This is a genomic window from Streptomyces sp. NPDC046203 (genome assembly GCF_040646255.1).
GTDB lineage: Bacteria > Actinomycetota > Actinomycetes > Streptomycetales > Streptomycetaceae > Streptomyces.
Genome location: NZ_JBEYZX010000025.1, coordinates 32,928 through 53,723, shown reverse-complemented (window position 1 = coordinate 53,723; position 20,796 = coordinate 32,928). Strand labels below are relative to the sequence as shown.

The following is a 20,796-nucleotide window of genomic DNA, read 5'->3' as shown; positions in this document are numbered from 1 at the left end:
CAGCAACGCTCGTCCCGGCGACACACGGGGACCGGGCGATGACCTGACCCCCTGAGCGCGCGTTCACTCTAGGCACAGGGGCACCATGCGTTAAGGACTGATCAAAGACATGGCAAAAAATAGGTCGTGACGGCAATTCACCTGAAATCGGAATGTCCGATCACGTGACCGGTGATCTCGTGGAACGGGAGCGACGCGGCTGGGGGAAGCGTGTTCGCCACATTGGCTGATTCCGACTCTGGCCGCCGGTGTGGGACGCGCCGCGATTTCGCGGCGCCCGGGTTGTACCGGTTGTGGGCCACCCCGCTTATGGATCTTGCCCGAGGGTCCTGGAAAACACGAGATGTGGATCTTGAGAACCCGAGAGGGGGCATTTTGCGCTCATGAAGCGCGGCCCACGGATTTCCGGAGCGACGTGTTTGCATTCCGCGAGTGGTACGGAGCACCTCCCGGGTGTTGCCGGACCGCCCGGCCGAGGAGTCCGGCCCCGCCGAACGGGCACACTCCGCCCCTCCGGCCGCCTGCCGCCCGTCCGCACGGCCCGCCCCGGGGCAGCATCGGCGCTGTGCCGGGCCGCCCGGGCCCGGCGGGGAAGGAGCGCCCGCCATGCCCGACCACGCCCAGAGGCGGTTCGTGGAACGCCGGCTGCCCACCGAGGAGGCCCGGGAACTGCTCGCGCTGGTACGCGAGATCGCCGCGCGCGAGATCGCGCCCCGCGCCGCCGAGGAGGAGGCCGAGGGACGCTTCCCCCGCGAGCTGTTCACCCTGCTGTCCGCCTCCAACCTGCTCGGCCTCCCGTACGACTCCGTGTACGGCGGCGGCGACCAGCCCTACACCGTGTACCTCCAGGTCCTGGAGGAACTGGCCGCCGCCCGGCTCACCGTCGCCCTCGGCATGAGCGTGCACAGCCTGTCCTGCCACGCGCTCGCCGAGTTCGGCAGCGAGGAACAGCGGGCCGCGCATCTGCCGGCGATGCTGGGCGGCGGGCTGCTCGGCGCGTACTGCCTGTCCGAACCCTCCTCCGGCTCCGACGCGGCCGCCCTGCGCACCCGGGCCGTCCGGGACGGCGAGCAATGGGTCCTCGACGGCACCAAGGCATGGATCACCCACGGCGGGATCGCCGACTTCTACACGGTGCTGGCCCGCACCGGCGAGGACGGCCCGAAGGGGATCACCGCGTTCCTGGTGCCGGGCGACGCGCCGGGCCTGAGCGCCGCCGCTCCCGAGCGGAAGATGGGCATGCGCGGTTCGCCGACCGCCCAGGTGCACCTGGACGGCGTACGGCTCCCCGACGCGCGCCGGATCGGCGCGGAGGGGCAGGGTTTCGCCATCGCGCTGGCCGCCCTCGACTCCGGGCGGCTCGGGATCGCGGCCTGCTCGGTGGGGCTCGCGCAGGTGGCACTGGACACGGCTGTGGCATATGCCAGGGAGCGGCGTCAGTTCGGCCGGCCGATCGCCGACTTCCAGGGCCTGCGGTTCCTGCTCGCCGACATGGCGACCCGGATCGAGGCCGGGCGGGCCCTGTACCTGGAGGCGGCGCGACTGCGGGACGAGGGACGGCCGTTCACGAAGCAGGCGGCCATGGCGAAGCTCTTCTGCTCGGACGCGGCGATGCGGGTCACCACGGACGCGGTGCAGGTGCTCGGCGGTTACGGCTACACCGCGGACTTCCCCGTCGAACGCTTTCTGCGCGAGGCGAAGATGCTCCAGATCGTCGAGGGCACCAATCAGATCCAGCGCGTGGTCATCGCCCGCCACCTCGCCGGACCGGAATCCCGCTGACAGGGCTGACAAGGCCGACAAGGCCGACAAGGCTGACAGGGCGACAAGGAGCGTACGAAGGGGATGCGGCGGGCCGGAACGCCCGAGGCCGCCGGCCTCGCGCCGTCCCGGCACCGGCCACGCCGTCGCGGCTACTGCGCTCACCGGGACCACCACGCCCGCGCGGCACCCAGGCCCGGTCGCCCGACGTGGAACCGCCCCCCGGCGGTCCCTCGGACCGGCACCGGCTCAGTCGGCACCGACTCGGGCCGGCGCTGTCCCGGGCATGTACGGCCTCAGGCCGGCGCTCACCCGGACCTGAGCCGCGCCCCGCGCCGCCTCAGGCCCCGCGCCGCCTCAGGCCGCGCGGCGCAGCTGGGCCGGCTTGATCGGGCGCGAGCCCGGCCCGCCCACGTGCGAGAACGGCTGCATCCGCCAGTCGAGCCCCTGGGGCAGCGTCAGCAGCAGCGCGGTGTCCTGCTCCTGGACCTCCAGCGTCTCGTCCGCCGGCCGGGCATCGGCGGCGGGCCGCCCCGTCCCGGAGCAGACGGTGAGGACGAAGGGGTTCCACGGGGACGGGCAGAGCGCGTGCTCCGGCAGGACGTCCTCGTCCGCGAGCAGCGCGATCGGCTGCACGCAGTCCGGGCAGATCACCCGGTACATCTCAAAGGTGTCGTACGCGTCGCGCTCGTCGGACGAGTCGACGGAATCAACGGACTCCTGCATGGAGAATCTCCCCCTCGAACAGGCCGGCCGGATCTGCGGCCGTGACCACAGCAAGCAATTCCCATGCGGCCCGCCGCATAACCGTGAGCCCCCGCCCAAGGCCCCGCAAAACCTGTGGCGTTCGTCACATGAACGTCACAGGTGCCTCAGGGTGGCCCGAACCGGAGCAAAGAGGCCCTCCCCGACTGTTCCGCTCCCCTTCCTGGGCACTAGGGTCACCGCATGGAGGAGCTGGATCGCCAGATCGTCGAGTTGCTCGTCAAGGACGGGCGCATGAGCTACACCGACCTGGGCAAGGCCACCGGCCTGTCCACCTCGGCTGTGCATCAGCGCGTCCGCCGGCTGGAGCAGCGCGGAGTCATCCGCGGCTATGCCGCCGTCGTCGACCCGGAGGCCGTCGGCCTGCCGCTCACCGCGTTCATCTCGGTGAAACCCTTCGACCCCAGCGCCCCCGACGACACCCCCGACCGGCTCGCCGACATCGCCGAGATCGAGGCGTGCCACAGCGTCGCGGGGGAGGAGAACTACATCCTCAAGGTGCGTGTCGCCACCCCGCTGGAACTGGAACACCTGCTCGGCCGCATTCGCTCGCAGGCGCATGTGGCCAGCCGTACCACCGTGGTCCTGTCCACTCCGTACGAGGCCAGACCGCCCCGTATCTAGTGCCCCTCCCGGCAAGCTTTGCCCTGTCGCGCCGCCCGGCACGCACCCTCGCGGCGTTGGCCAAAAGCCCTGGTAGCTCCGCTACAAGGACTTCCGGCCGCCTTGCGATGGCTGCTCGGCATCCGAAGAAGGAATCAAGCGCCGAGACGGAGCGAGCGAAGCGAGTGCAGTGCACCGTACGACGCTCCTTCCCGGGCAAACATTGCCGGTCGCGGCACTAGCCCTCTCGCCAGGGCCGTCCCGGGACCGCCGCCAGGGCGCACGCAACGGGCTGCCGCCCGGGTCGCCAGGACGCTCGTCCGGGACCCTCCCGGCGGTCCTGGCCGGGCCCGGAAGCGGCCGTTCCAAGATCACCCGGACCGCCGGAGCGCCCCGATGCGGGGCCCGGGGGACAAACCGGGTCCCGGCAGGTCCTAGCCTGGTCGCATGAGCGTGTACGAAGACCGCACCGTGCTGCTGCGCGGTGGAGAAGTCCACAGCCCCGCCGATCCCTTCGCCACCGCCATGGTGGTGGAGCGCGGGCACGTCGCCTGGGTGGGCTCCGAGGGCGCCGCCGACGCCTTCGCCGCGGGCGTGGACGAGGTGGTCGACCTCGAAGGCGCGCTCGTCACCCCCGCGTTCGTGGACGCCCATGTGCACACCACCGCGACCGGCCTCGCCCTCACCGGCCTCGACCTGTCGTCCGCCGCCTCGCTCGCCGACGCCGCGGAGCGGATCCGGGCCTACGCCGAGGCGCGCCCCGAGGACCGCATCCTCATCGGACACGGCTGGGACGCGGCCCGCTGGCCCGAGCGCCGCCCGCTGACCCGGACCGAACTGGACGCGCTCGCCGGCGGCCGTCCGCTCTACCTCACCCGGATCGACGTCCACTCGGCCGTCGTCACCACCGCCCTGCTCGACCTGGTGCCCGGCGTCCGCGCACTCGACGGCTTCCACGACGGGCAGCAGCCCCTCACCGGCGCCGCCCACCACGCCGTACGCGCCGCCGCCTACGCCGCGCTCTCCCCGCGCCAGCGGACCGAGGCGCAGCGCGCCGCCCGGCACCACGCCGCCTCGCTCGGCATCGGCACCCTCCACGAGTGCGGCGGCCCGGACATCTCCTCCGAGGACGACTTCACCGGACTGCTCGACCTGGCCCGCAGCGAGCCCGGCCCCCGGATCGTCGGCTACTGGGCCGACCTCGACATCGACCGGGCCCGTGAGCTCGGCGCCCTCGGCGCGGCCGGCGACCTGTTCGCCGACGGCTCGCTCGGCTCGCACACCGCCTGTGTGCACGAGCCGTACGCCGACCACTCCGGCACGGGCGTGGCCCACCTCGACGCGGCGGCCGTCACCTCTCATATCGTCGCCTGCACCGAGGCCGGCCTCCAGGGCGGCTTCCACGCCATCGGCGACGCTGCCGTCGACGCCGTCGTCGAGGGCGTCCGGGCCGCCGCCGAGAAGCTGGGCCTGGCCCGGATCCGCGCCGCCCGGCACCGCGTCGAGCACGCCGAGATGCTCACTCCCGAGTCGGTCGCCGCCTTCGCCGAGCTCGGTCTGACCGCCTCCGTGCAGCCGGCCTTCGACGCGTACTGGGGCGGTGCGGACGGCATGTACGCCGACCGCCTCGGCGCCGAGCGGGCCCGCGCCCTCAACCCGTACGCCGCTCTGCTGCGCGCCGGTGTGCCGCTGGCCTTCGGCTCGGACAGCCCGGTCACGCCGCTCGACCCGTGGGGGACCGTGCGCGCCGCCGCCTTCCACCGGACGCCCGAGCACCGGGTCTCGGTGCGGGCCGCGTTCACCGCGCACACCCGCGGCGGCTGGCGCGCGGTCGGCCGCGACGACGCCGGCACCCTGGTGCCCGGCGCCCCCGCCGACTACGCGGTCTGGCGCGCGGGCGAGCTGGTCGTCCAGGCGCCGGACGACCGGGTGGCGCGCTGGTCCACCGACCCGCGCTCGGGGACGCCCGGCCTGCCGGATCTGACCCCCGGGGCCGCGCTCCCGGTCTGTCTGGAGACCGTCGTGTCCGGGCAGACTGTTTTCGTACGGCCGAACGAGTGACATAAACGAGTGGCATAGAGGCGTTCCGAACGCCTCCACCCCCTGCCGGCCCCCGGCCCTCGGCTCTCCGCCCCCTCGCCGCCGCGCGCCGATCGGGCCCGGGCAGGGAGCGCCGGGGCGCGGTGGGAGCCCCGCCCCGGCGCGAAGGAAGGTTTCTCCGACCCGGGCGGGCCCCGGACGGCGGGGTTCCGGGCCGGCCGGGGGCACCGGTCCCCGGTCCCGTACGTACCCCCGGTGCGAGGCTCGCTATGGTGGGGGCTCTCGCAGGTATCCCGAAGGGACAGCAGTGAACGACGGTGGCCAGAGGCGTTACGGCCCGCTCGGCAAGGTCTTGGTGATCATCCCGACCTACAACGAGGCGGAGAACATCGAGCCGATCGTCTCGCGCGTACGGGAGGCGGTGCCCGAGGCGTACGTGCTCGTCGCCGACGACAACAGCCCCGACGGCACCGGGAAGATCGCCGACGAGCTCGCCGCCGACGACGACCACGTCCAGGTCCTGCACCGCAAGGGCAAGGAGGGCCTCGGCGCCGCCTATCTGGCCGGCTTCCGCTGGGGCATGGAGCACGGCTACGACGTCCTCGTCGAGATGGACGCCGACGGCTCCCACCAGCCCGAGGAGCTGCCCCGGCTGCTCACTGCCCTCAAGGGCGCGGACCTGGTGCTCGGCTCCCGCTGGGTGCCCGGCGGCCGGATCGTGAACTGGCCGAAGTCCCGCGAGTTCATCTCGCGCGGCGGCAGCCTCTACTCCCGGCTCATGCTCGACGTCCCGATCCGCGACGTCACCGGCGGCTACCGCGCCTTCCGCCGCGGCACCCTGGAGGGCCTCGGCCTCGACGACGTCGCCTCGGCCGGCTACTGCTTCCAGGTCGACCTGGCCCGCCGTGCCGTCGCCGCCGGCTTCCATGTCGTCGAGGTGCCCATCACCTTCGTCGAGCGGGAGATCGGCGACTCCAAGATGAGCAAGGACATCCTCGTCGAGGCGCTGTGGCGGGTCACCGGCTGGGGTCTGTCCGCTCGTGCGCGCAAGGCCGGCGAACTGCTCGGCCGCAAGCAGTCCTGACCGTTCCGCCGTCCCGGCCGCCGCTCCGCGGTCCCGACCATTCCGGTGGTCCCGGCCGTTCCGGCGGCCCCGACCGGCCCGGCCGTCTCGGCCGTTCCGATCGCCCCTACCCGCCCTGACCGGCCCGGACGCGCGGAGCGCCGGGCGCTTTTCGCGCGCGTGGACGATCTTCCTTTACGACGTTCCCACGGGCCGCCAGGCACACTGGAAACCATGACGACCGGCGCATCGCCCTCTTCCACCCCCCGACGCTCCCGTGCCCGCACCTTCCTGCCGCTGGGCTTCGCCGCCTGGCTGGTCCTGGAGATCTGGCTGCTCACCGTCGTGGCCGGCGCGGCGGGCGGTGTCACCGTCCTGCTGCTGCTCGTCGGCGGCGCCGTGCTCGGCGCCACGGTGATCAAACGGGCCGGCCGGCGCGCCTTCGCGAACCTCACCGGCACCTTCCAGCGCGCCCAGGAGGCCGTCCAGCGCGGTGAGATGCCCACGGAGGCCGACCGGGCCGGAGCGGAGGACCGCAACGGCTTCCTGATGCTCGGCGGCCTGCTCCTGATGATCCCCGGCCTGGTCTCCGACGCGGTCGGTCTGCTGCTGCTGATCCCGCAGGTCCGTACGGCCGTCGGGCGGTACGCGGAGAAGACCGTGGAGCGCCGGATGAGCGCCGCCGCCCCCGGAAGCCTCCAGGACGCCTTCCAGCAGGCCCGTATGCGCCGTCCGGACGGCAAGGTGGTGCAGGGCGAGGTCATCCGGCAGGACGGGCCTCAGGGGCCGCGTGAGCCCCAGGATCCCCGCCCGCCCCTGATGCCCTGACGCCGACCCCTGGCTCCGGCCTGGTGCCGCCCGGTCCTCCACACGGACCGAGGGGCCCCGGCCGCGGGATCCCGACCGAGTATTCCGTCCGAAGGGGCGCGGGCCACGGCCCGCGCCCCTTCGGACTTTCCGGATCTGCTCCGTCCGGATATACGGGATACGCCGCGGGGCCCGGTACACGATGTGTACCGGGCCCCGCGGCGTATCTCTCGCAACCGTGGGTCCGTCAGGCGGACTTCCGGCTGTCGCGCGGGTGCACCGCGATGTTCATGGCGCCGGAACGAAGGACCGCCAGCCGTTCGGCCAGCACTTCCTCCAGCTCCTCACGGGTGCGCCGCTCCATGAGCATGTCCCAGTGCGTACGCGCCGGCTTGCCCTTCTTTTCCTCGGGGCCGTCCCCGTCTACCAGGAGTGCCTGGATCCCGCAGACCTTGCACTCCCACTCCGGCGGAATCTCCGCCTCGACCGAGAAGGGCATCTCGAAACGATGCCCCTTCTCGCATGCGTACTCCACCGCCTGGCGCGGGGCCAGATCGATGCCGCGGTCGGTCTCGTAGCTGGTCACCACGAGGCGCGTGCCGCGAAGAGCTCGCTCACTCATGAATCGTGCCTCCCGGGCTTGTCGCCCACAGGACAGGTGTCGCTGTCGTCGTCATCCGGTCAACGTCCGGTCGGCGGTAAAGATTCCCGTTCCGGGTCATGCGTCGCCCGTCGTGCCGCCCCTGTTTGTACCCACCAGTGCCCGTTTTGTCACATCTGGCAGGAGATGTCACTCAACGTCTTCACCAAGTGAGTACGCAGTAACGGTCCGCCTGGCAGGCCAAAGGCGTACACTACCGCCCATTCACTTCCACGTCTAAATCCGGGCCGGTACGGGGTTCCCCGCGGCCTCCACCGCGCGCCGCATCGGCACCCGCGCGAGGAGCACGGAACCGACGCCGAAGAAGATCACCAGAGAGATGATGGCATCCCGGTAGCTCCCGGTCAGCTGATACGCGAGACCGAACACCAACGGACCCAGCCAGCTCAGTCCGCGATCGCTCATCTCGTACGCCGAGAAGTACTCCGCCTCCTTGCCGCGCGGCACCAGATGCGAGAACAGGGACCGCGACAGCGCCTGGCTGCCGCCCATCACCAGGCCGATCGCCGCCGCCAGGCAGTAGAAGTACGCCGGGGCCCCGGCGGGCAGGAAGTATCCGGCCACCAGGATCGCCGTCCACACCACCAGCGACCCGAGAATCGTGCGCTTCGCGCCGTACACGCGCGCGAGGCGGCCCATTCCGAGCGCCCCCGCCACCGCGAGCACCTGCACCAGGAGCACCGCCGTGATGAGCGTCGTCTGCTCCAGACCCAGCTCCTCGGAGCCGAACACGGAGGCCTGCGAGATCACCGTCTGCACGCCGTCGTTGTAGATCAGATACGCGATCAGGAAGGCCAGCGTCAGCGGATGGCGCCGCATGTCCCGCAGGGTCGACACGAGCTGCCGCCAGCCGCCGCCCATCGCGCCGGCCCCGGCACCCGCCCCGGCCGCGCCGGAACCATCGGCACCGCCGCCCGCCGCCCGCGCGATCCGGCGGTCGCGCAGCCGGCGCAGCGGTATCAGGCTGAAGGCGCCCCACCACAGGCCCGCCGAGGACAGGCATATGCGTACCGCCATGCCCTCGGTCAGGCCGAAGGAGTCGTGGCCGGAGTACAGCACCAGATTGAGCACCAGCACCAGCGCGCCCGAGGCGTAGCCGAACGCCCAGCCGCGCGAGGAGACCGTGTCCCGCTCGTCGGGTCCGGCGATCTGCGGCAGGTACGCGTTGTACAGCGCCATCGACACCGACAGCGAGGCGTTCGCCACGATCAGCAGGAACGCCCCCAGCAGGTACCGCTCGCCCTCCAGGAAGAACATCCCCGCCGTGGCGGTCGCGCCCAGGTACGCCGAGGCCGCGAGCAGCGGCTTCTTCCGGCCCGTACGGTCGGCCGCCGCGCCCACCAGCGGCATCACGAGGACCGCGATGATGATGGAGGCGGAGACCGCGTACGCGAACAGGGAACCCGCCCGCACCGGGATGCCCAGCGGGTGGACGAACCCGTCCGGGTCGGCCGCCGCCTTGGCGACCGAGGTCAGATACGGGCCCAGGAAGACCGTGATCACGCTCGTCGAGTAGACGGAGCAGGCGAAGTCGTAGAAGTACCAGCCCCGCTGCTCGCGGCGGCGCGCGGCCGGATCCGCGGGTCCGTCCGGATCCGTGTGAGCGGCCGGTCCGGCGGGATCGGCGGGATCGCCGTCCGGCCGCTTGGTCGTGTCGACGTCGGTCAACGCCGCGCCCCCCTCGTTCATGCCCTTGGCCCCTGTGGCGGTACGCGCGCTCAGATCCACAGACCGCGGTCGGTCAGGACACCGCGCAGCGTCTGAAGATGATCGGTCATGATCCCGTCCACGCCAAGATCCAGGAGGGCGTGCATCCGCTCCGGCTCGTTCACCGTCCACACGTGCACCTGGACCCCCCGCGCGTGGGCCGCGCGGACGAACCGGCGGTCCACCACCGGCACCCCGGCCTGCCGCTCCGGGACCTGGGCGGCGACCGCCCCGGACCGCAGCGCCGCGGGTATGCCCAGCGAGCGCAGCCGCAGCCCGAGGACGCCGGTCACGCCGTACGAGGTGGCCAGGCGCGGCCCGGCGAGCCGCTGCGCCCTGGCCACCCGCGCCTCCGTGAACGAACTCACACAGACCCGGTCCCAGGCGTTCGCCGCGCGGATCGTGCCGAGCAGCGGCTCCAGCGCCGACTCGGTCTTCAGGTCCACGTTCCAGCGGGCCTCGGGGAACTCCTCCAGCAGGTCCGCGAAGAGCGGCAGCGGCTCCCGGCCCGCCACCCGGGCCTCCCGTACCGCCGACCACGGCAGATCGCGGATCCGGCCCGCCGCGTCCGTGACCCGGTCGAGGGTCGCGTCGTGGAAGGCGACGAGCCGGCCGTCGGCCGTGGTGTGGACGTCCGTCTCGAAGTAGCGGTAACCGGCCGAGGCGGCGCGCCGGAAGGCGGCCGCCGTGTTCTCCAGGCCGTCCGCCGTGCCGCCGCGGTGGGCGAAGGGGAGAGGGGCCGGATGATCGAGGAAGGGGTGGCGTTCACGAGTCACCGCCGCAGTATGGACCGGGCCGGTGTCGCCGGGGTGACCGGGCCGGAACGCCGGGGGATCCGGCACACGCCCTTGGCACCCCGACGGATCGGCCGGGCCCGTTCGGAAGGCTCCGTTCAGAGCGTCCGCGCGGCGGCCGGCACCTCCGCGGCGCCGGCGGACCCCGGCCCCGCGACCGGCCCCTCGCCCGGCCCCGCGACCGGCTCCGTGACCGACTTCACGACGGGCTCCGCGACCGCGAAAGCCCGCAGGAACAGCTGCGCGAGCGGGCCGATCGCCAGCGCGTACAGCACCGTGCCGAGGCCGACCGAGCCGCCGAGCAGGAAGCCGGCCGCGACCACCGCCACCTCGATCGCCGTCCGCACCAGCCGGATCGACCGCCCCGTCCGCCGGTGCAGCCCGGTCATCAGGCCGTCGCGCGGGCCGGGCCCGAAGCGGGCCGCGATGTACAGACCGGTGGCCGCGCCGTTGAGGACGATGCCGAGCAGCATCAGCGCGATCCGGACCGGCAGACCGCCCGTCTCCGGGACGAGGGCCAGCGTCGCGTCCATGGCCAGACCGATGACGAGGACATTGGAGACGGTGCCGAGGCCCGGCCGCTGCCGCATCGGTATCCACAGGAGCAGCACGACCGCCCCCACGATGATCGACACGACCCCGATGCTCAGCCCGGTCAGCCGGGCGAGCCCCTGGTGCAGCACGCCCCAGGGCTCCAGACCGAGCCCGCCGCGCACGAGCAGCGCCGCGCTGACCCCGTACAGCGCGAGCCCCGCGTACAGCTGGACGAGCCGGCGGGTGAGATGACGGCCGCGGAGGCCGGAGGCGATGGACACGGACTTCCCCCCTGAGACGAGCTGGGTGGTGCGAGTGGACTGGCTCATGCCACTCTGTGGCGGGAGAACCCCGGCCAACCATGGCCAATTCGCGGAAGGTGGACTGATTTCCATGGCTCAGTGGACTTCGGCTGTGGGTCCGGCCCAGCTCGCCCGGCAGATCCAGGCCCAGCGGGCCCGGCCGACCGTTCCCGGTACCCGCAAGCCGCCCGCCTACCGCGCCCTCGCCGACGGCATCCGGCTGCTCGTCCTGGAGGGCCGCGTCCCCGTCGCCGCCCGGCTGCCCGCCGAACGCGAACTGGCCGTCGCCCTCTCCGTCAGCCGCACCACCGTCGCCGCCGCCTACGAGGCGCTGCGCACCGAGGGCTTCCTCGAATCCCGGCGCGGCGCCGGCAGCTGGACCGCCGTCCCGGCCGGCAATCCGCTGCCCGCCCGGGGCCTCGAACCGCTGCCGCCCGAGTCCCTCGGCTCCATGATCGACCTCGGCTGCGCCGCGCTGCCGGCCCCCGAGCCCTGGCTCACCCGCGCCATCCAGGGCGCCCTGGAGGAGCTGCCGCCGTACGCCCACACGCACGGCGACTACCCGGCCGGACTCCCCGCGCTGCGCCAGATGCTCGCCGACCGCTACACCGAGCGCGGCATCCCGACCATGCCCGAGCAGATCATGGTCACCACCGGTGCCATGGGGGCCATGGACGCCATCTGCCATCTCTTCGCCGGGCGCGGCGAGCGGATCGCCGTCGAGTCCCCCTCGTACGCCAACATCCTCCAGCTCATGCGGGAGACCGGTGCCCGGCTCGTGCCCGTCGCCATGGCCGAGGGCCTCGGCGGCTGGGACCTGCCCCGCTGGCGCCAGGTGCTGCGCGACGCGGCGCCCCGTCTCGCCTACGTCGTCGCCGACTTCCACAACCCCACCGGCGCCCTCGCCGACGAGGACCAGCGCCGGCAGCTGGTGGAGGCCGCCCGCTCCGCCGGCACGGTCCTGGTGGTCGACGAGACGATGAACGAGCTGTACCTGGACGAGGGCCTGGAGATGCCCCGCCGGGTCTGCGCCTTCGATCCGGCCGGTGCCACCGTGCTCACCGTGGGCTCGGCGAGCAAGGCGTTCTGGGCGGGCATGCGGATCGGCTGGGTCCGGGCCTCGCCCGATGTGATCCGCTCCCTGGTCGCCGCCCGTGCCTACGCCGACCTCGGTACGCCCGTCCTGGAGCAGCTGGGCGTCAACTGGCTGATGCGCACCGGCGGCTGGCAGGAGGCCGTGTCGCTCCGCCGCGACCAGGCCCGGGAGAACCGCGACGCGCTGGTGGCGGCCGTCCGCAAGGAGCTGCCGGAGTGGGAGTTCGAGGTGCCGAGCGGCGGGCTCACCCTCTGGGTGCGCACCGGGGGCCTGTCCGGCTCGCGGCTCGCCGAGGTCGGCGAGCGGGTCGGCATCCGGGTTCCCTCGGGGCCGCGCTTCGGGGTGGACGGCGCCTTCGAGGGGTACGTCCGGCTGCCGTTCACCGTCGCCGGGCCGGTCGCCGAGGAGGCGGCGGCCCGGCTGGCCGCCGCGGCGCGGCTGGTCGGGGCGGGCGGCGGCGCGGGCGTGGAGTCGCCCCGGTCCTTCGTGGCGTAGGACAAGGCCCGGGAGCGGTCGCGGTGGTGCGCCCCCTGCGGCGCGCCGTGTCCGCGGCCGTGTTCTGACGGTCCGCCGGTACGGGGACGGGGGTCAGCCCTCCGCCGGGGCCGGAAGCGTCGCGGGGCGGGGCTTCTTGCGCAGGGTCGGCGCGGTGTCGGCGTCCAGGTCCGGATCCAGGCCCAGGTCTCCCGGTACTCCCGGTTTCGGGCCCGGCTCCGGCTCGGGCCGGCGCGGGGGCAGCAGGTCCAGGACCGCCTGGCAGAGCGCGTCGCTGGTCGCGTCGTCGTACGGGTCGGGTGTCGCGGGCACCTGGAGGCGCAGGACGGGGTCGGTGCCCAGGCGGGCGTATCCCCGGCCGGGTGGCATATGCGGGACCGGGGTGGTGTGCGGGGGCGCGTCGAGGACGGCGGCGATCTGCTCGGGGGCGGCGGGGCCGAGCGCGACCCGCGCGCCCGTGTGGCTCCGTACCGTCCCGCTCAGGGTGTCCAGGGCGTCGAACCGTTCCGCCACCACCACCGTGACCTGCGCGGCGCGGCCGTGGCGCAACGGCACTTCGAGCAGGTCCTGCGGGTCCCGGCGGCCCTCCGCGGCGGCCAGCGCGCCGAGCACGGCGGGCCGGTCGAGCAGGATCCACAGGGGGCGGCGGGTGTCCGCGGGCGCGGGCTGTCCGGCCTGCCGGGCCAGGTTCGCGGCCGCCAGCCGCCGTTCGGTCTCGCGCGCGGCCCACTCCAGGCAGGTCAGCGCGCCGGAGAGCCCGCACTCGACGGCGAGGACCCCGTCCCGCCCGGTCAGACACGCGTACTCGCCGGTCCCCTCGCCCTCGCCCTCGATCACGATCACGTCGCCGTGCGGCAGGGCCTGGAGCGCGATCGAGCGCAGCAGGGTCGTGGTGCCCGCGCCGGGCCGGCCGGCCGCCAGCAGATGCGGTTCGGGGGAGCGGGGGCCGGTGCGCCAGACCACCGCCGGGGCGTCCTCGGTCCCGCCGTCGCCGGTGCGCACCGGCACGGTCCGCGGGACGGCCCCGGCGTCGGTGAAGCCGAGCACCGTCTCGCCGGGGACGGTGACGAAACGCTGCGCGGCGATGGCGGTGGGCAGCGCGGGCAGCACCCGCAGGGTGAGCCGGTTGCCCTCCTCGTCCCAGTCGAAGAGGTATTCGCGGCCCCGCCCCGACTTGGCGTGCAGCACCTGCTCCACGCGCGCGCGTGCGGCGGGTTCGCCGTCCATGAAGTACGGGGGGTAGGCCAGGCGCAGCCGGGTGAGCCGGCCGTCCTCGTCGAAGGCCTGGTCCCCGAAGACGGCGGTCCAGTCGCCGCCGTGGGCGTAGAGCGGCGCGGGATCCTCGGGAAGCGACAGATAGGGCACCAGGGCCTCGTAGAGCCCCTTGAGCCGGGTGGTCTCCACCGGGTCGGGACCGGTTCGCGCCACCGGGCGCTCCCGGCCCTTCCAGGCGGCCGCGCCCATCAGGCCGACGAGCGCGATCAGCGGTCCGTACGGCAGGAGGGCGACGACCAGGACGCAGGCGGCGCCCAGGAACAGCGTGGGACCGCGCCGTTCCCTGGGCGTCGCGGCCCACCGGGCGCGCGCGGCGGCGGCCAGCTTCCCGAGGCCGCGCGAGACGGTGATCAGCGGGTGGAGCACGTCGGTGGCGCCGTCGGCGGCCGTGCGCGCGAGTTCTCGGCCGCGGGCGATCTGGGCGGTGCCGCTACTGAGGATGCGGGGGAGTGGTCGCCGGGACACGTCGTACTCCTGGATGCGAGTCGGGGAGCGGGGGACGAGGGACGCGGGGAGAGACGGGGAGGCCCGGGAGAGCGGGCCGGGAGGGCCGGAAGCGCCGCGAAGCCGGGGATCGGGGATCGGGGGCCGGGGGCCGGGGGCCAGTGGCCAGGGGAGGGGGACGCGGGGGCGTCAGAACTTGATCCCGCCCAGGAGGCTCGCCAGGCTCTGGCCGCCGGCCGTGATGCTCGGGGCGATCGCGGTGCCCGCGAGGTAGAAGCCGAAGAGTGAGCAGACGAGCGCGTGCGACGCCTTGAGCCCGTCCTTCTTGAAGAAGAGGAAGCAGATGATGCCGAGCAGGACCACGCCCGAGATGGAAAGGATCATGAGGTGCTCTCCGTGGTTGAGGGGACAGTCACCATCAGTCCTTCCAGATTCACGGCAGGTATCTATGTGACTAAAGGTTCCAATGGGTGAATCGCTCGCGATTTCACCGGCCCGGCGCACGGCGGGGGCCTCTGCGGTGGCGGAATGCGCCGGATGAGGTAGGTGGAGCCAGGGACCCTTATTGCTGTGCACATGCCGCCCTGGAATGCCCGGTGGGCAGTACTCTGTCGGTTTACTCGTGCGGCGGCGCCCGTCGCACACGGGCCGTTCGAGAGGCGTGGGAGGTGTGGTGCGTGAGGGGTGGATGCGGGCCTTCGGGCCCCGGGGCCCGGCCCGGCGCGGGGTGCGCCCTGCCGATCGGCGCGGCGGGTGCGGAATCCGGAACTCCGTCCGCTTCTGTGGCCGCACGGGTGTTCGACAAGATCGAACTCCCGGAACCCTCCGGATCCGGGTGAACAACGGTTGAACCCCAGGTGAGACGGCGCGGTAAATGTGGTCGCGGTGGCGAAATGGGTGGGTCATCATGACGTCGGGCCCGCAGGGGGCCACCGACGAGAGGCAGAGGAAGATGGTCACTGACAAGCGCAGGACGACGGGCGGCCCGACATGTTGCCGCGCGGCCTAGGCGAACAGCCTGTCCCGGTTCATCACGGATTCCCCCCGGTCGTGTCGACAGCTTGATATGAGGCGTCTTCCATGTTCGATCCAGTCATAGCGCCGAGCGGCACCCTGCTCGGTCTGCTGCAGAGGGGCCGCGGCGACGGCACCCTCCACGCGCTCGCCGCACCACGCGACGAAGCCCTCGCGGCCCTGAACCACTGCGTCCTTCTCGACCCCCGCCAGGACTGGCGGGTCGAGAACCGCTCCCTCTACTACGCACGGCTCTATCTGGACCTGCACGGCGGTCTGGAGGAGATCGAGGCGCACCTCTTCGACGTCGAGGACCGGCTCGACACCGAGGAGTCCAGGACCGGGCTCGCCCTCGCCGTCCTCGGCCACCTCGCCTCCTACGGACGCCGCGACGCGCTGCTGCTGCTGCGCCGATACGCGGCCACCGGGGCCAACTGGGCCTGGGCCCTCGACGAGCTGGCGCTGCGCGACGACGACACGGGCCTGCGCACCCTCGCCGGCCCGGTCCTCGCCCGCTTCCCGGCCACCCCCGAGGGCGAGGCCGACCTGGCCGCGACCGTCCGCGACGCCTACGAGCCCCGGCCCTGGCGGCTGTGGGCCGAGGATCCCCGCGCGTCCGTCGGCGCCCGCCTGCGGGCCGCCGGCGAGCGGGGCTCCTTCGACCGGTGGCAGCGCCAGCTGCGCCCCACCGGACCCCGGCCCGGCTGGAGCGTGCGCGCCGTCCTCGACTGGGCCCAGGAGGGCCACGAGCGGGGTACGGACCTGAGCGGGCCCGCCGCCCGCTGCCTGGTCGCCGTCGCCGCGCCCGAGGACCGGGTCACCTTGCTCGGTGCCGCCGCCGGCGGTCCCGACGGCGCCCGCCGCGCCGCCCTGCACTACCTCGCCCAGGCCCAGGACCCCGATGTCCTCGACCTCGTCGAACGGGCCGTCGCCGACGGTTCGCGCACCGTCGCCGAGACCGCCGTCACCGCGTACGGGCGGATGCCCGGCGAGGCGGCCGTGGACCGCGCCCGCCGGTGGATCCATCGCCCCGACGCGCTCGGCGCCGCCGCCGCCGGGACGCTCGCCTGCCGCGGCGGCACCCAGGACTCCCCCCTCGTCCTCGGTGCCCTGCGCGAGACGGTGCGGACCCAGGGCCCCGACGCGCCCGCGCTCTATCCGCTCGTGGACGGCGCCGGACGCCTCGGCATCGGCTGCGCCGCGCCCGTCCTGCGGCACGTCTACCGCGAGACGTCCTCCTCCCAGCTGCGCGGCCGGGTCGCGACGGCCCTCGCCGCCACCGACCCGAGCTTCGCGACCGGCTTCGCCGTCGAGTGTCTGTGGGACTGCGAGGAGACCACCCGCGAGCTGGCGGCCCTGCACGCCGAGACCGGCGACGCGCGCGTCGCCGAGCGGCTGCGCCGCCTCGCCGCCGACCCGGCCGAGGAGGCCGAGGTCCAGACGGCCGTACGCAACCGCATCGGTCCGGACCTCGACCTCCAGGTCTGAGCACCTCGGGCGGGTCCGGGCGCCTACGGGCCCGGCCACCGCTCCCGCCGTACGGGGCGGCCCCACCGGGCCGCCCCGTACGCGTGTCCGGCTACGCGTGTCCGGCTACGCGTGTCCGGCTACGCGTGTCCGGCTACGCGTGTCCGGCTACGCGTGTCCGGCTACGCGTGTCGGGATCCGCCGGCGTGCCGGATCCGCCCGCGCGGCGCCCGGGTACGCCGAAAACCAAGACCCTCAAGCCCGGCCGAGGCCACAATGAGGGCATGACCGGACGCTGGGAGTTCTGGATCGACCGCGGCGGCACCTTCACCGACGTCGTGGGACGGCGCCCCGACGGACGGCTCGTCACCCGCAAGCTGCTCTCCCACGACCCCGCCCGCGACCAGGACGCCGCCGTCGCCGGAATCCGGCTCCTGCTCGGCCTCGCCCCCGGCGAGCCCGTGCCCGCCGACCGGATCGCCGTCGTCAAGATGGGCACCACCGTCGCCACCAACGCCCTCCTGGAACGCCGAGGCGAACCCACCGTCCTCCTCGTCACGGCCGGCTTCCGGGACGCGCTGCGCATCGCGTACCAGAACCGCCCCCGGCTCTTCGACCGCCACATCGTGCTGCCCGAAGCGGTCTACGCGCGCGTGATCGAGGTCCCCGAACGGCTGGACGCCCACGGCGAGGTCGTCGACCCGCTCGACGAGGACACCGTCGCCGCCGCCCTCGCCGACGCCCACCGGGCCGGACTGCGCTCCGCCGCCGTCGTCCTGATGCACGGCTACCGCAACCCCGCCCACGAGACCCGCGTCGCCTCCCTCGCCCGCACCGCCGGCTTCACCCAGGTCAGCTGCTCCCACGAGGTCAGCCCGCTGATCAAACTCGTCCCGCGCGGCGACACCACCGTCGTCGACGCCTACCTCTCGCCGATCCTGCGCCGCTACGTCGACGAGGTCGCCCGCGAACTCGCCGGCATCCGCCTGATGTTCATGCAGTCCAACGGCGGCCTGCGGGAGGCCGCCCACTTCCGGGGCAAGGACGCCGTCCTGTCCGGCCCGGCCGGCGGCGTCGTCGGCATGGCCCGTACCGCCGGACAGGCCGGCTTCGACCGGGTGATCGGCTTCGACATGGGCGGCACCTCCACCGACGTCTCCCACTACGCCGGAGAGCTCGAACGCGAACTGGGCACCCAGGTCGCCGGAGTCCGGATGCGCGCCCCGATGACCAGCATCCACACCGTCGCCGCCGGCGGCGGCTCCGTCCTCCACTACGACGGCAGCCGCTACCGCGTCGGCCCCGACTCCGCGGGCGCCGTCCCCGGCCCCGCCTGCTACCGCCGAGGCGGCCCGCTGACCGTCACCGACGCCAATGTCATGCTCGGCCGGATCCAGCCGGACCACTTCCCGGCCGTGTTCGGCGAACACGGCGACCAGCCGCTGGACGCCGCGGTGGTCCGCGAGAAGTTCACCGCGCTCGCCGCCGAGACCGGCGGCGGCCGCACCCCCGAGGACGTCGCCGCCGGCTTCCTGGAGATCGCCGTCCTCAACATGGCCAACGCCGTCAAGAAGATCTCCGTCCAGCGCGGCCACGACATCACCCGCTACGCCCTCACCAGCTTCGGCGGCGCCGGCGGCCAGCACGCCTGCGCCGTCGCCGACGCGCTCGGCGTCGACACCGTGGTCGTCCCGCCCCTCGCCGGTGTCCTGTCCGCGTACGGCATCGGGCTCGCCGACGCCACCGCCCTGCGCGAGCGATCCGTCGAGGCCGAACTCGCAGGCACCGACTCCGACTCCGGCACCGGCACCGGCACCGACTCTGACACCGGCACCGGCACCGCGGACCGGGTGCGCCGGCTCTGCGCCGAACTCGCCGACCGCACCCGCGCCGACCTGCGCGCCGACGGACTCCCCGAGGAGGCGATCACCACCCACGCGCGCGTACTGCTGCGTTACGCGGGCACCGACGCGGGCCTCCCGGTGCCCCTCGGGTCCGCCGAGGAGATGACCGCCGCGTTCACCGCGCTGCACCGGCGGCGGTACGGCTTCACCACCGACGCGCCCCTCGTCGTCGAGGCCGTCACCGTCGAGGCCGTCGGCACGGCCGGCCCGCACGGCCCCGTCGTCGTCCCGGCGAGCACCCGCCGAGGCGCCCTCGTACCACGCGCCGTCGTCCCCGTGTACAGCGACGGGAAGAGCGCCGACACCCCCCTCCACCGGCGCGAGGACCTGCGCCCCGGCGACACCGTCCCCGGCCCCGCCGTGCTCGCCGAGGCCGACGCGACCACCGTGGTCGACCCCGGCTGGGCGGCCACCGCCACCGACGGCGGCCATCTGCTGCTGCGCCGGGTCACCCCCCGCCCCGCCCGCACGGCCGCCGGCACCGATGTCGACCCCGTCCTCCTGGAGGTCTTCAACAACCTCTTCATGGCGATCGCCGAACAGATGGGCGTCCGCCTGGAGAACACCGCCCGCTCCGTCAACATCAAGGAACGCCTCGACTTCTCCTGCGCGCTCTTCGACCCCGACGGCAACCTCATCGCCAACGCCCCCCACATCCCCGTCCACCTCGGCTCCATGGGCGAGTCCATCAAGGAGGTGTTGCGCCGCGACCGGGGCGACCTGCGCCCCGGGGACGTGTACGCCATCAACGACCCGTACCACGGCGGCACCCACCTGCCGGACGTCACCGTCGTCACCCCCGTCTTCGACGACACCGGCACCGAACTCCGCTTCCTCGTCGCCTCCCGGGGCCACCACGCCGAGATCGGCGGCATCACCCCCGGCTCCATGCCCGCCTTCAGCCGCACCATCGAGGAGGAAGGCGTCCTCTTCGACAACTGGCTCCTCGTCCGCGACGGAAGACTGCGCGAGGCCGAGACCCGGGCCCTGCTCGCCGCCGGCCCGTACCCCTCGCGCGACCCCGACACCAACCTGGCCGACCTGCGCGCCCAGATCGCCGCCAACGAGAAGGGCGTCGAGGAACTGCGCAAGACCGTCGACCAGTTCGGCCTCGACGTCGTCCACGCCTACATGCGGCACGTCCGCGCCCACGCCGAGGAATCCGTCCGCCGGATCGTCGCAGGACTGAACGACGGCTCCTGCCGCTACGAGACCGACGACGGCGCCGTCATCCAGGTCGCCGTCCGCGTGGACCGGGAAGACCGCTCGGCCGTCCTCGACTTCGCCGGCACCTCGCCCCAGCGGCCCGGCAACACCAACGCGCCCACCGCCGTCGTCATGGCCGCCGTCCTGTACGTCTTCCGCACCCTCGTCGCCGACGACATCCCGCTCAACAGCGGCTGCCTGGAACCCCTCGACGTCCGGGTGCCGCCCGGCTGCATGCTCGCGCCCGAGCCGCCCGCCGCCACCGTCGCCGGGAACGTGGAGACCTCCCAGGCGGTCACCGGAGCCCTCTACGCCGCCCTCGGCGTCCAGGCGGAGGGCTCCGGCACCATGAACAACGTCACCTTCGGCAACGACCGCGTGCAGTACTACGAGACCGTCGCCAGCGGCTCGGGCGCGGGCGACGGCTTCGACGGCGCCGACGCCGTCCAGACGCACATGACCAACTCGCGGCTCACCGACCCCGAGATCCTGGAGTGGCGCCATCCCGTCCGCGTCGACTCCTTCGCCGTCCGCGAGGACAGCGGCGGCCGGGGCCGCTGGCACGGCGGGGCCGGGGTCGAGCGCCGCGTCCGCTTCCTGGAGCCCATGACCGTCACCCTGCTGACCGGGCACCGGCGCGTTCCGCCGTACGGCATGGCGGGCGGCGAACCGGGCGCGCTCGGCGCCAACACCGTGGAACGCGCCGACGGCACCGTCGACCACCTCGACGGCGTCGACACCACCGACGTCGGCCCCGGGGACGTCCTCGTCGTCCGCACCCCGGGCGGGGGCGGCTACGGGCCGCCGGGGGAGGACGGCCCGGAGGGGGCGTAGTCCGGACGGGGGGGCGGGCGGCGG

The 20,796-nt window shown here is 73.7% G+C and carries 15 protein-coding genes; 8 read left to right on the top strand and 7 right to left on the bottom strand.

The genetic code is table 11. The annotated features are described in order from the left end of the window. Window positions 1-606 precede the first annotated feature (606 nt). Window positions 607-1,782, top strand: a complete 1,176-nt coding sequence (locus tag ABZ990_RS19175; protein WP_361232494.1) for an acyl-CoA dehydrogenase family protein — start codon at window positions 607-609, stop codon at window positions 1,780-1,782. A gap of 336 nt (window positions 1,783-2,118) precedes the next feature. Here the strand turns inward: ABZ990_RS19175 and ABZ990_RS19170 are convergent, their stop codons facing one another. Beyond that, window positions 2,119-2,487: a hypothetical protein gene (locus ABZ990_RS19170; protein WP_361232491.1), complete on the bottom strand. Its 369-nt coding sequence runs from the start codon at window positions 2,485-2,487 to the stop codon at window positions 2,119-2,121. Window positions 2,488-2,709: 222 nt separating this feature from the next. On the opposite strand from ABZ990_RS19170, the gene ABZ990_RS19165 reads away from it, so the two are divergent. From ABZ990_RS19165 to fxsA, 4 genes are all read left to right on the top strand, one after another. Continuing rightward, entirely contained in the window at window positions 2,710-3,150 is a 441-nt protein-coding gene (locus ABZ990_RS19165) for an Lrp/AsnC family transcriptional regulator (protein ID WP_361232488.1), read from the top strand. Between the two features lie 426 nt (window positions 3,151-3,576). Further along, on the top strand, window positions 3,577-5,190 hold the full coding sequence (locus tag ABZ990_RS19160) for an amidohydrolase (protein WP_361232485.1): 1,614 nt from the start codon (window positions 3,577-3,579) through the stop codon (window positions 5,188-5,190). Between the two features lie 286 nt (window positions 5,191-5,476). Next, on the top strand, window positions 5,477-6,253 hold the full coding sequence (locus ABZ990_RS19155) for a polyprenol monophosphomannose synthase (RefSeq protein ID WP_361232482.1): 777 nt from the start codon (window positions 5,477-5,479) through the stop codon (window positions 6,251-6,253). Window positions 6,254-6,466: 213 nt separating this feature from the next. After that, entirely contained in the window at window positions 6,467-7,060 is a 594-nt protein-coding gene (gene fxsA, locus ABZ990_RS19150) for an FxsA family membrane protein (protein ID WP_361232480.1), read from the top strand. A gap of 226 nt (window positions 7,061-7,286) precedes the next feature. Here the strand turns inward: fxsA and ABZ990_RS19145 are convergent, their stop codons facing one another. The 4 genes from ABZ990_RS19145 to ABZ990_RS19130 all read right to left on the bottom strand — a co-directional run bounded on the left by ABZ990_RS19145 (window position 7,287) and on the right by ABZ990_RS19130 (window position 11,064). Further along, entirely contained in the window at window positions 7,287-7,661 is a 375-nt protein-coding gene (locus tag ABZ990_RS19145; RefSeq protein WP_015032218.1) for an RNA polymerase-binding protein RbpA, read from the bottom strand. Between the two features lie 255 nt (window positions 7,662-7,916). Beyond that, complete coding sequence (locus ABZ990_RS19140; RefSeq protein WP_361232478.1) at window positions 7,917-9,389, bottom strand: MFS transporter; 1,473 nt, start codon at window positions 9,387-9,389, stop codon at window positions 7,917-7,919. Window positions 9,390-9,418: 29 nt separating this feature from the next. After that, a complete protein-coding gene (locus ABZ990_RS19135) occupies window positions 9,419-10,183 on the bottom strand; it encodes a glycerophosphodiester phosphodiesterase (protein WP_361232475.1) in 765 nt (254 codons plus the stop codon). Window positions 10,184-10,299: 116 nt separating this feature from the next. After that, window positions 10,300-11,064: a hypothetical protein gene (locus tag ABZ990_RS19130; protein ID WP_361232473.1), complete on the bottom strand. Its 765-nt coding sequence runs from the start codon at window positions 11,062-11,064 to the stop codon at window positions 10,300-10,302. A 64-nt stretch (window positions 11,065-11,128) separates the two neighbouring features. Between ABZ990_RS19130 and ABZ990_RS19125 the strand changes: the two genes are divergently transcribed. Further along, on the top strand, window positions 11,129-12,628 hold the full coding sequence (locus ABZ990_RS19125) for a PLP-dependent aminotransferase family protein (RefSeq protein ID WP_361232470.1): 1,500 nt from the start codon (window positions 11,129-11,131) through the stop codon (window positions 12,626-12,628). A 93-nt stretch (window positions 12,629-12,721) separates the two neighbouring features. Here ABZ990_RS19125 and ABZ990_RS19120 read toward each other — a convergent pair whose 3' ends face one another. Continuing rightward, window positions 12,722-14,368: a hypothetical protein gene (locus tag ABZ990_RS19120; protein WP_361232468.1), complete on the bottom strand. Its 1,647-nt coding sequence runs from the start codon at window positions 14,366-14,368 to the stop codon at window positions 12,722-12,724. A 168-nt stretch (window positions 14,369-14,536) separates the two neighbouring features. Then, window positions 14,537-14,731: a hypothetical protein gene (locus tag ABZ990_RS19115; RefSeq protein WP_361232465.1), complete on the bottom strand. Its 195-nt coding sequence runs from the start codon at window positions 14,729-14,731 to the stop codon at window positions 14,537-14,539. A gap of 696 nt (window positions 14,732-15,427) precedes the next feature. Between ABZ990_RS19115 and ABZ990_RS19110 the strand changes: the two genes are divergently transcribed. Further along, window positions 15,428-16,849 carry a HEAT repeat domain-containing protein gene (locus ABZ990_RS19110; protein WP_361232463.1) on the top strand — a complete coding sequence of 474 codons (1,422 nt, stop codon included), beginning with the start codon at window positions 15,428-15,430 and terminating at the stop codon, window positions 16,847-16,849. A gap of 263 nt (window positions 16,850-17,112) precedes the next feature. After that, the gene (locus ABZ990_RS19105) at window positions 17,113-20,772 is read left to right on the top strand and encodes a hydantoinase B/oxoprolinase family protein (protein WP_361232460.1); all 3,660 of its coding nucleotides are present in this window, start codon (window positions 17,113-17,115) and stop codon (window positions 20,770-20,772) included. The last annotated feature ends 24 nt before the right edge of the window (window positions 20,773-20,796 follow it).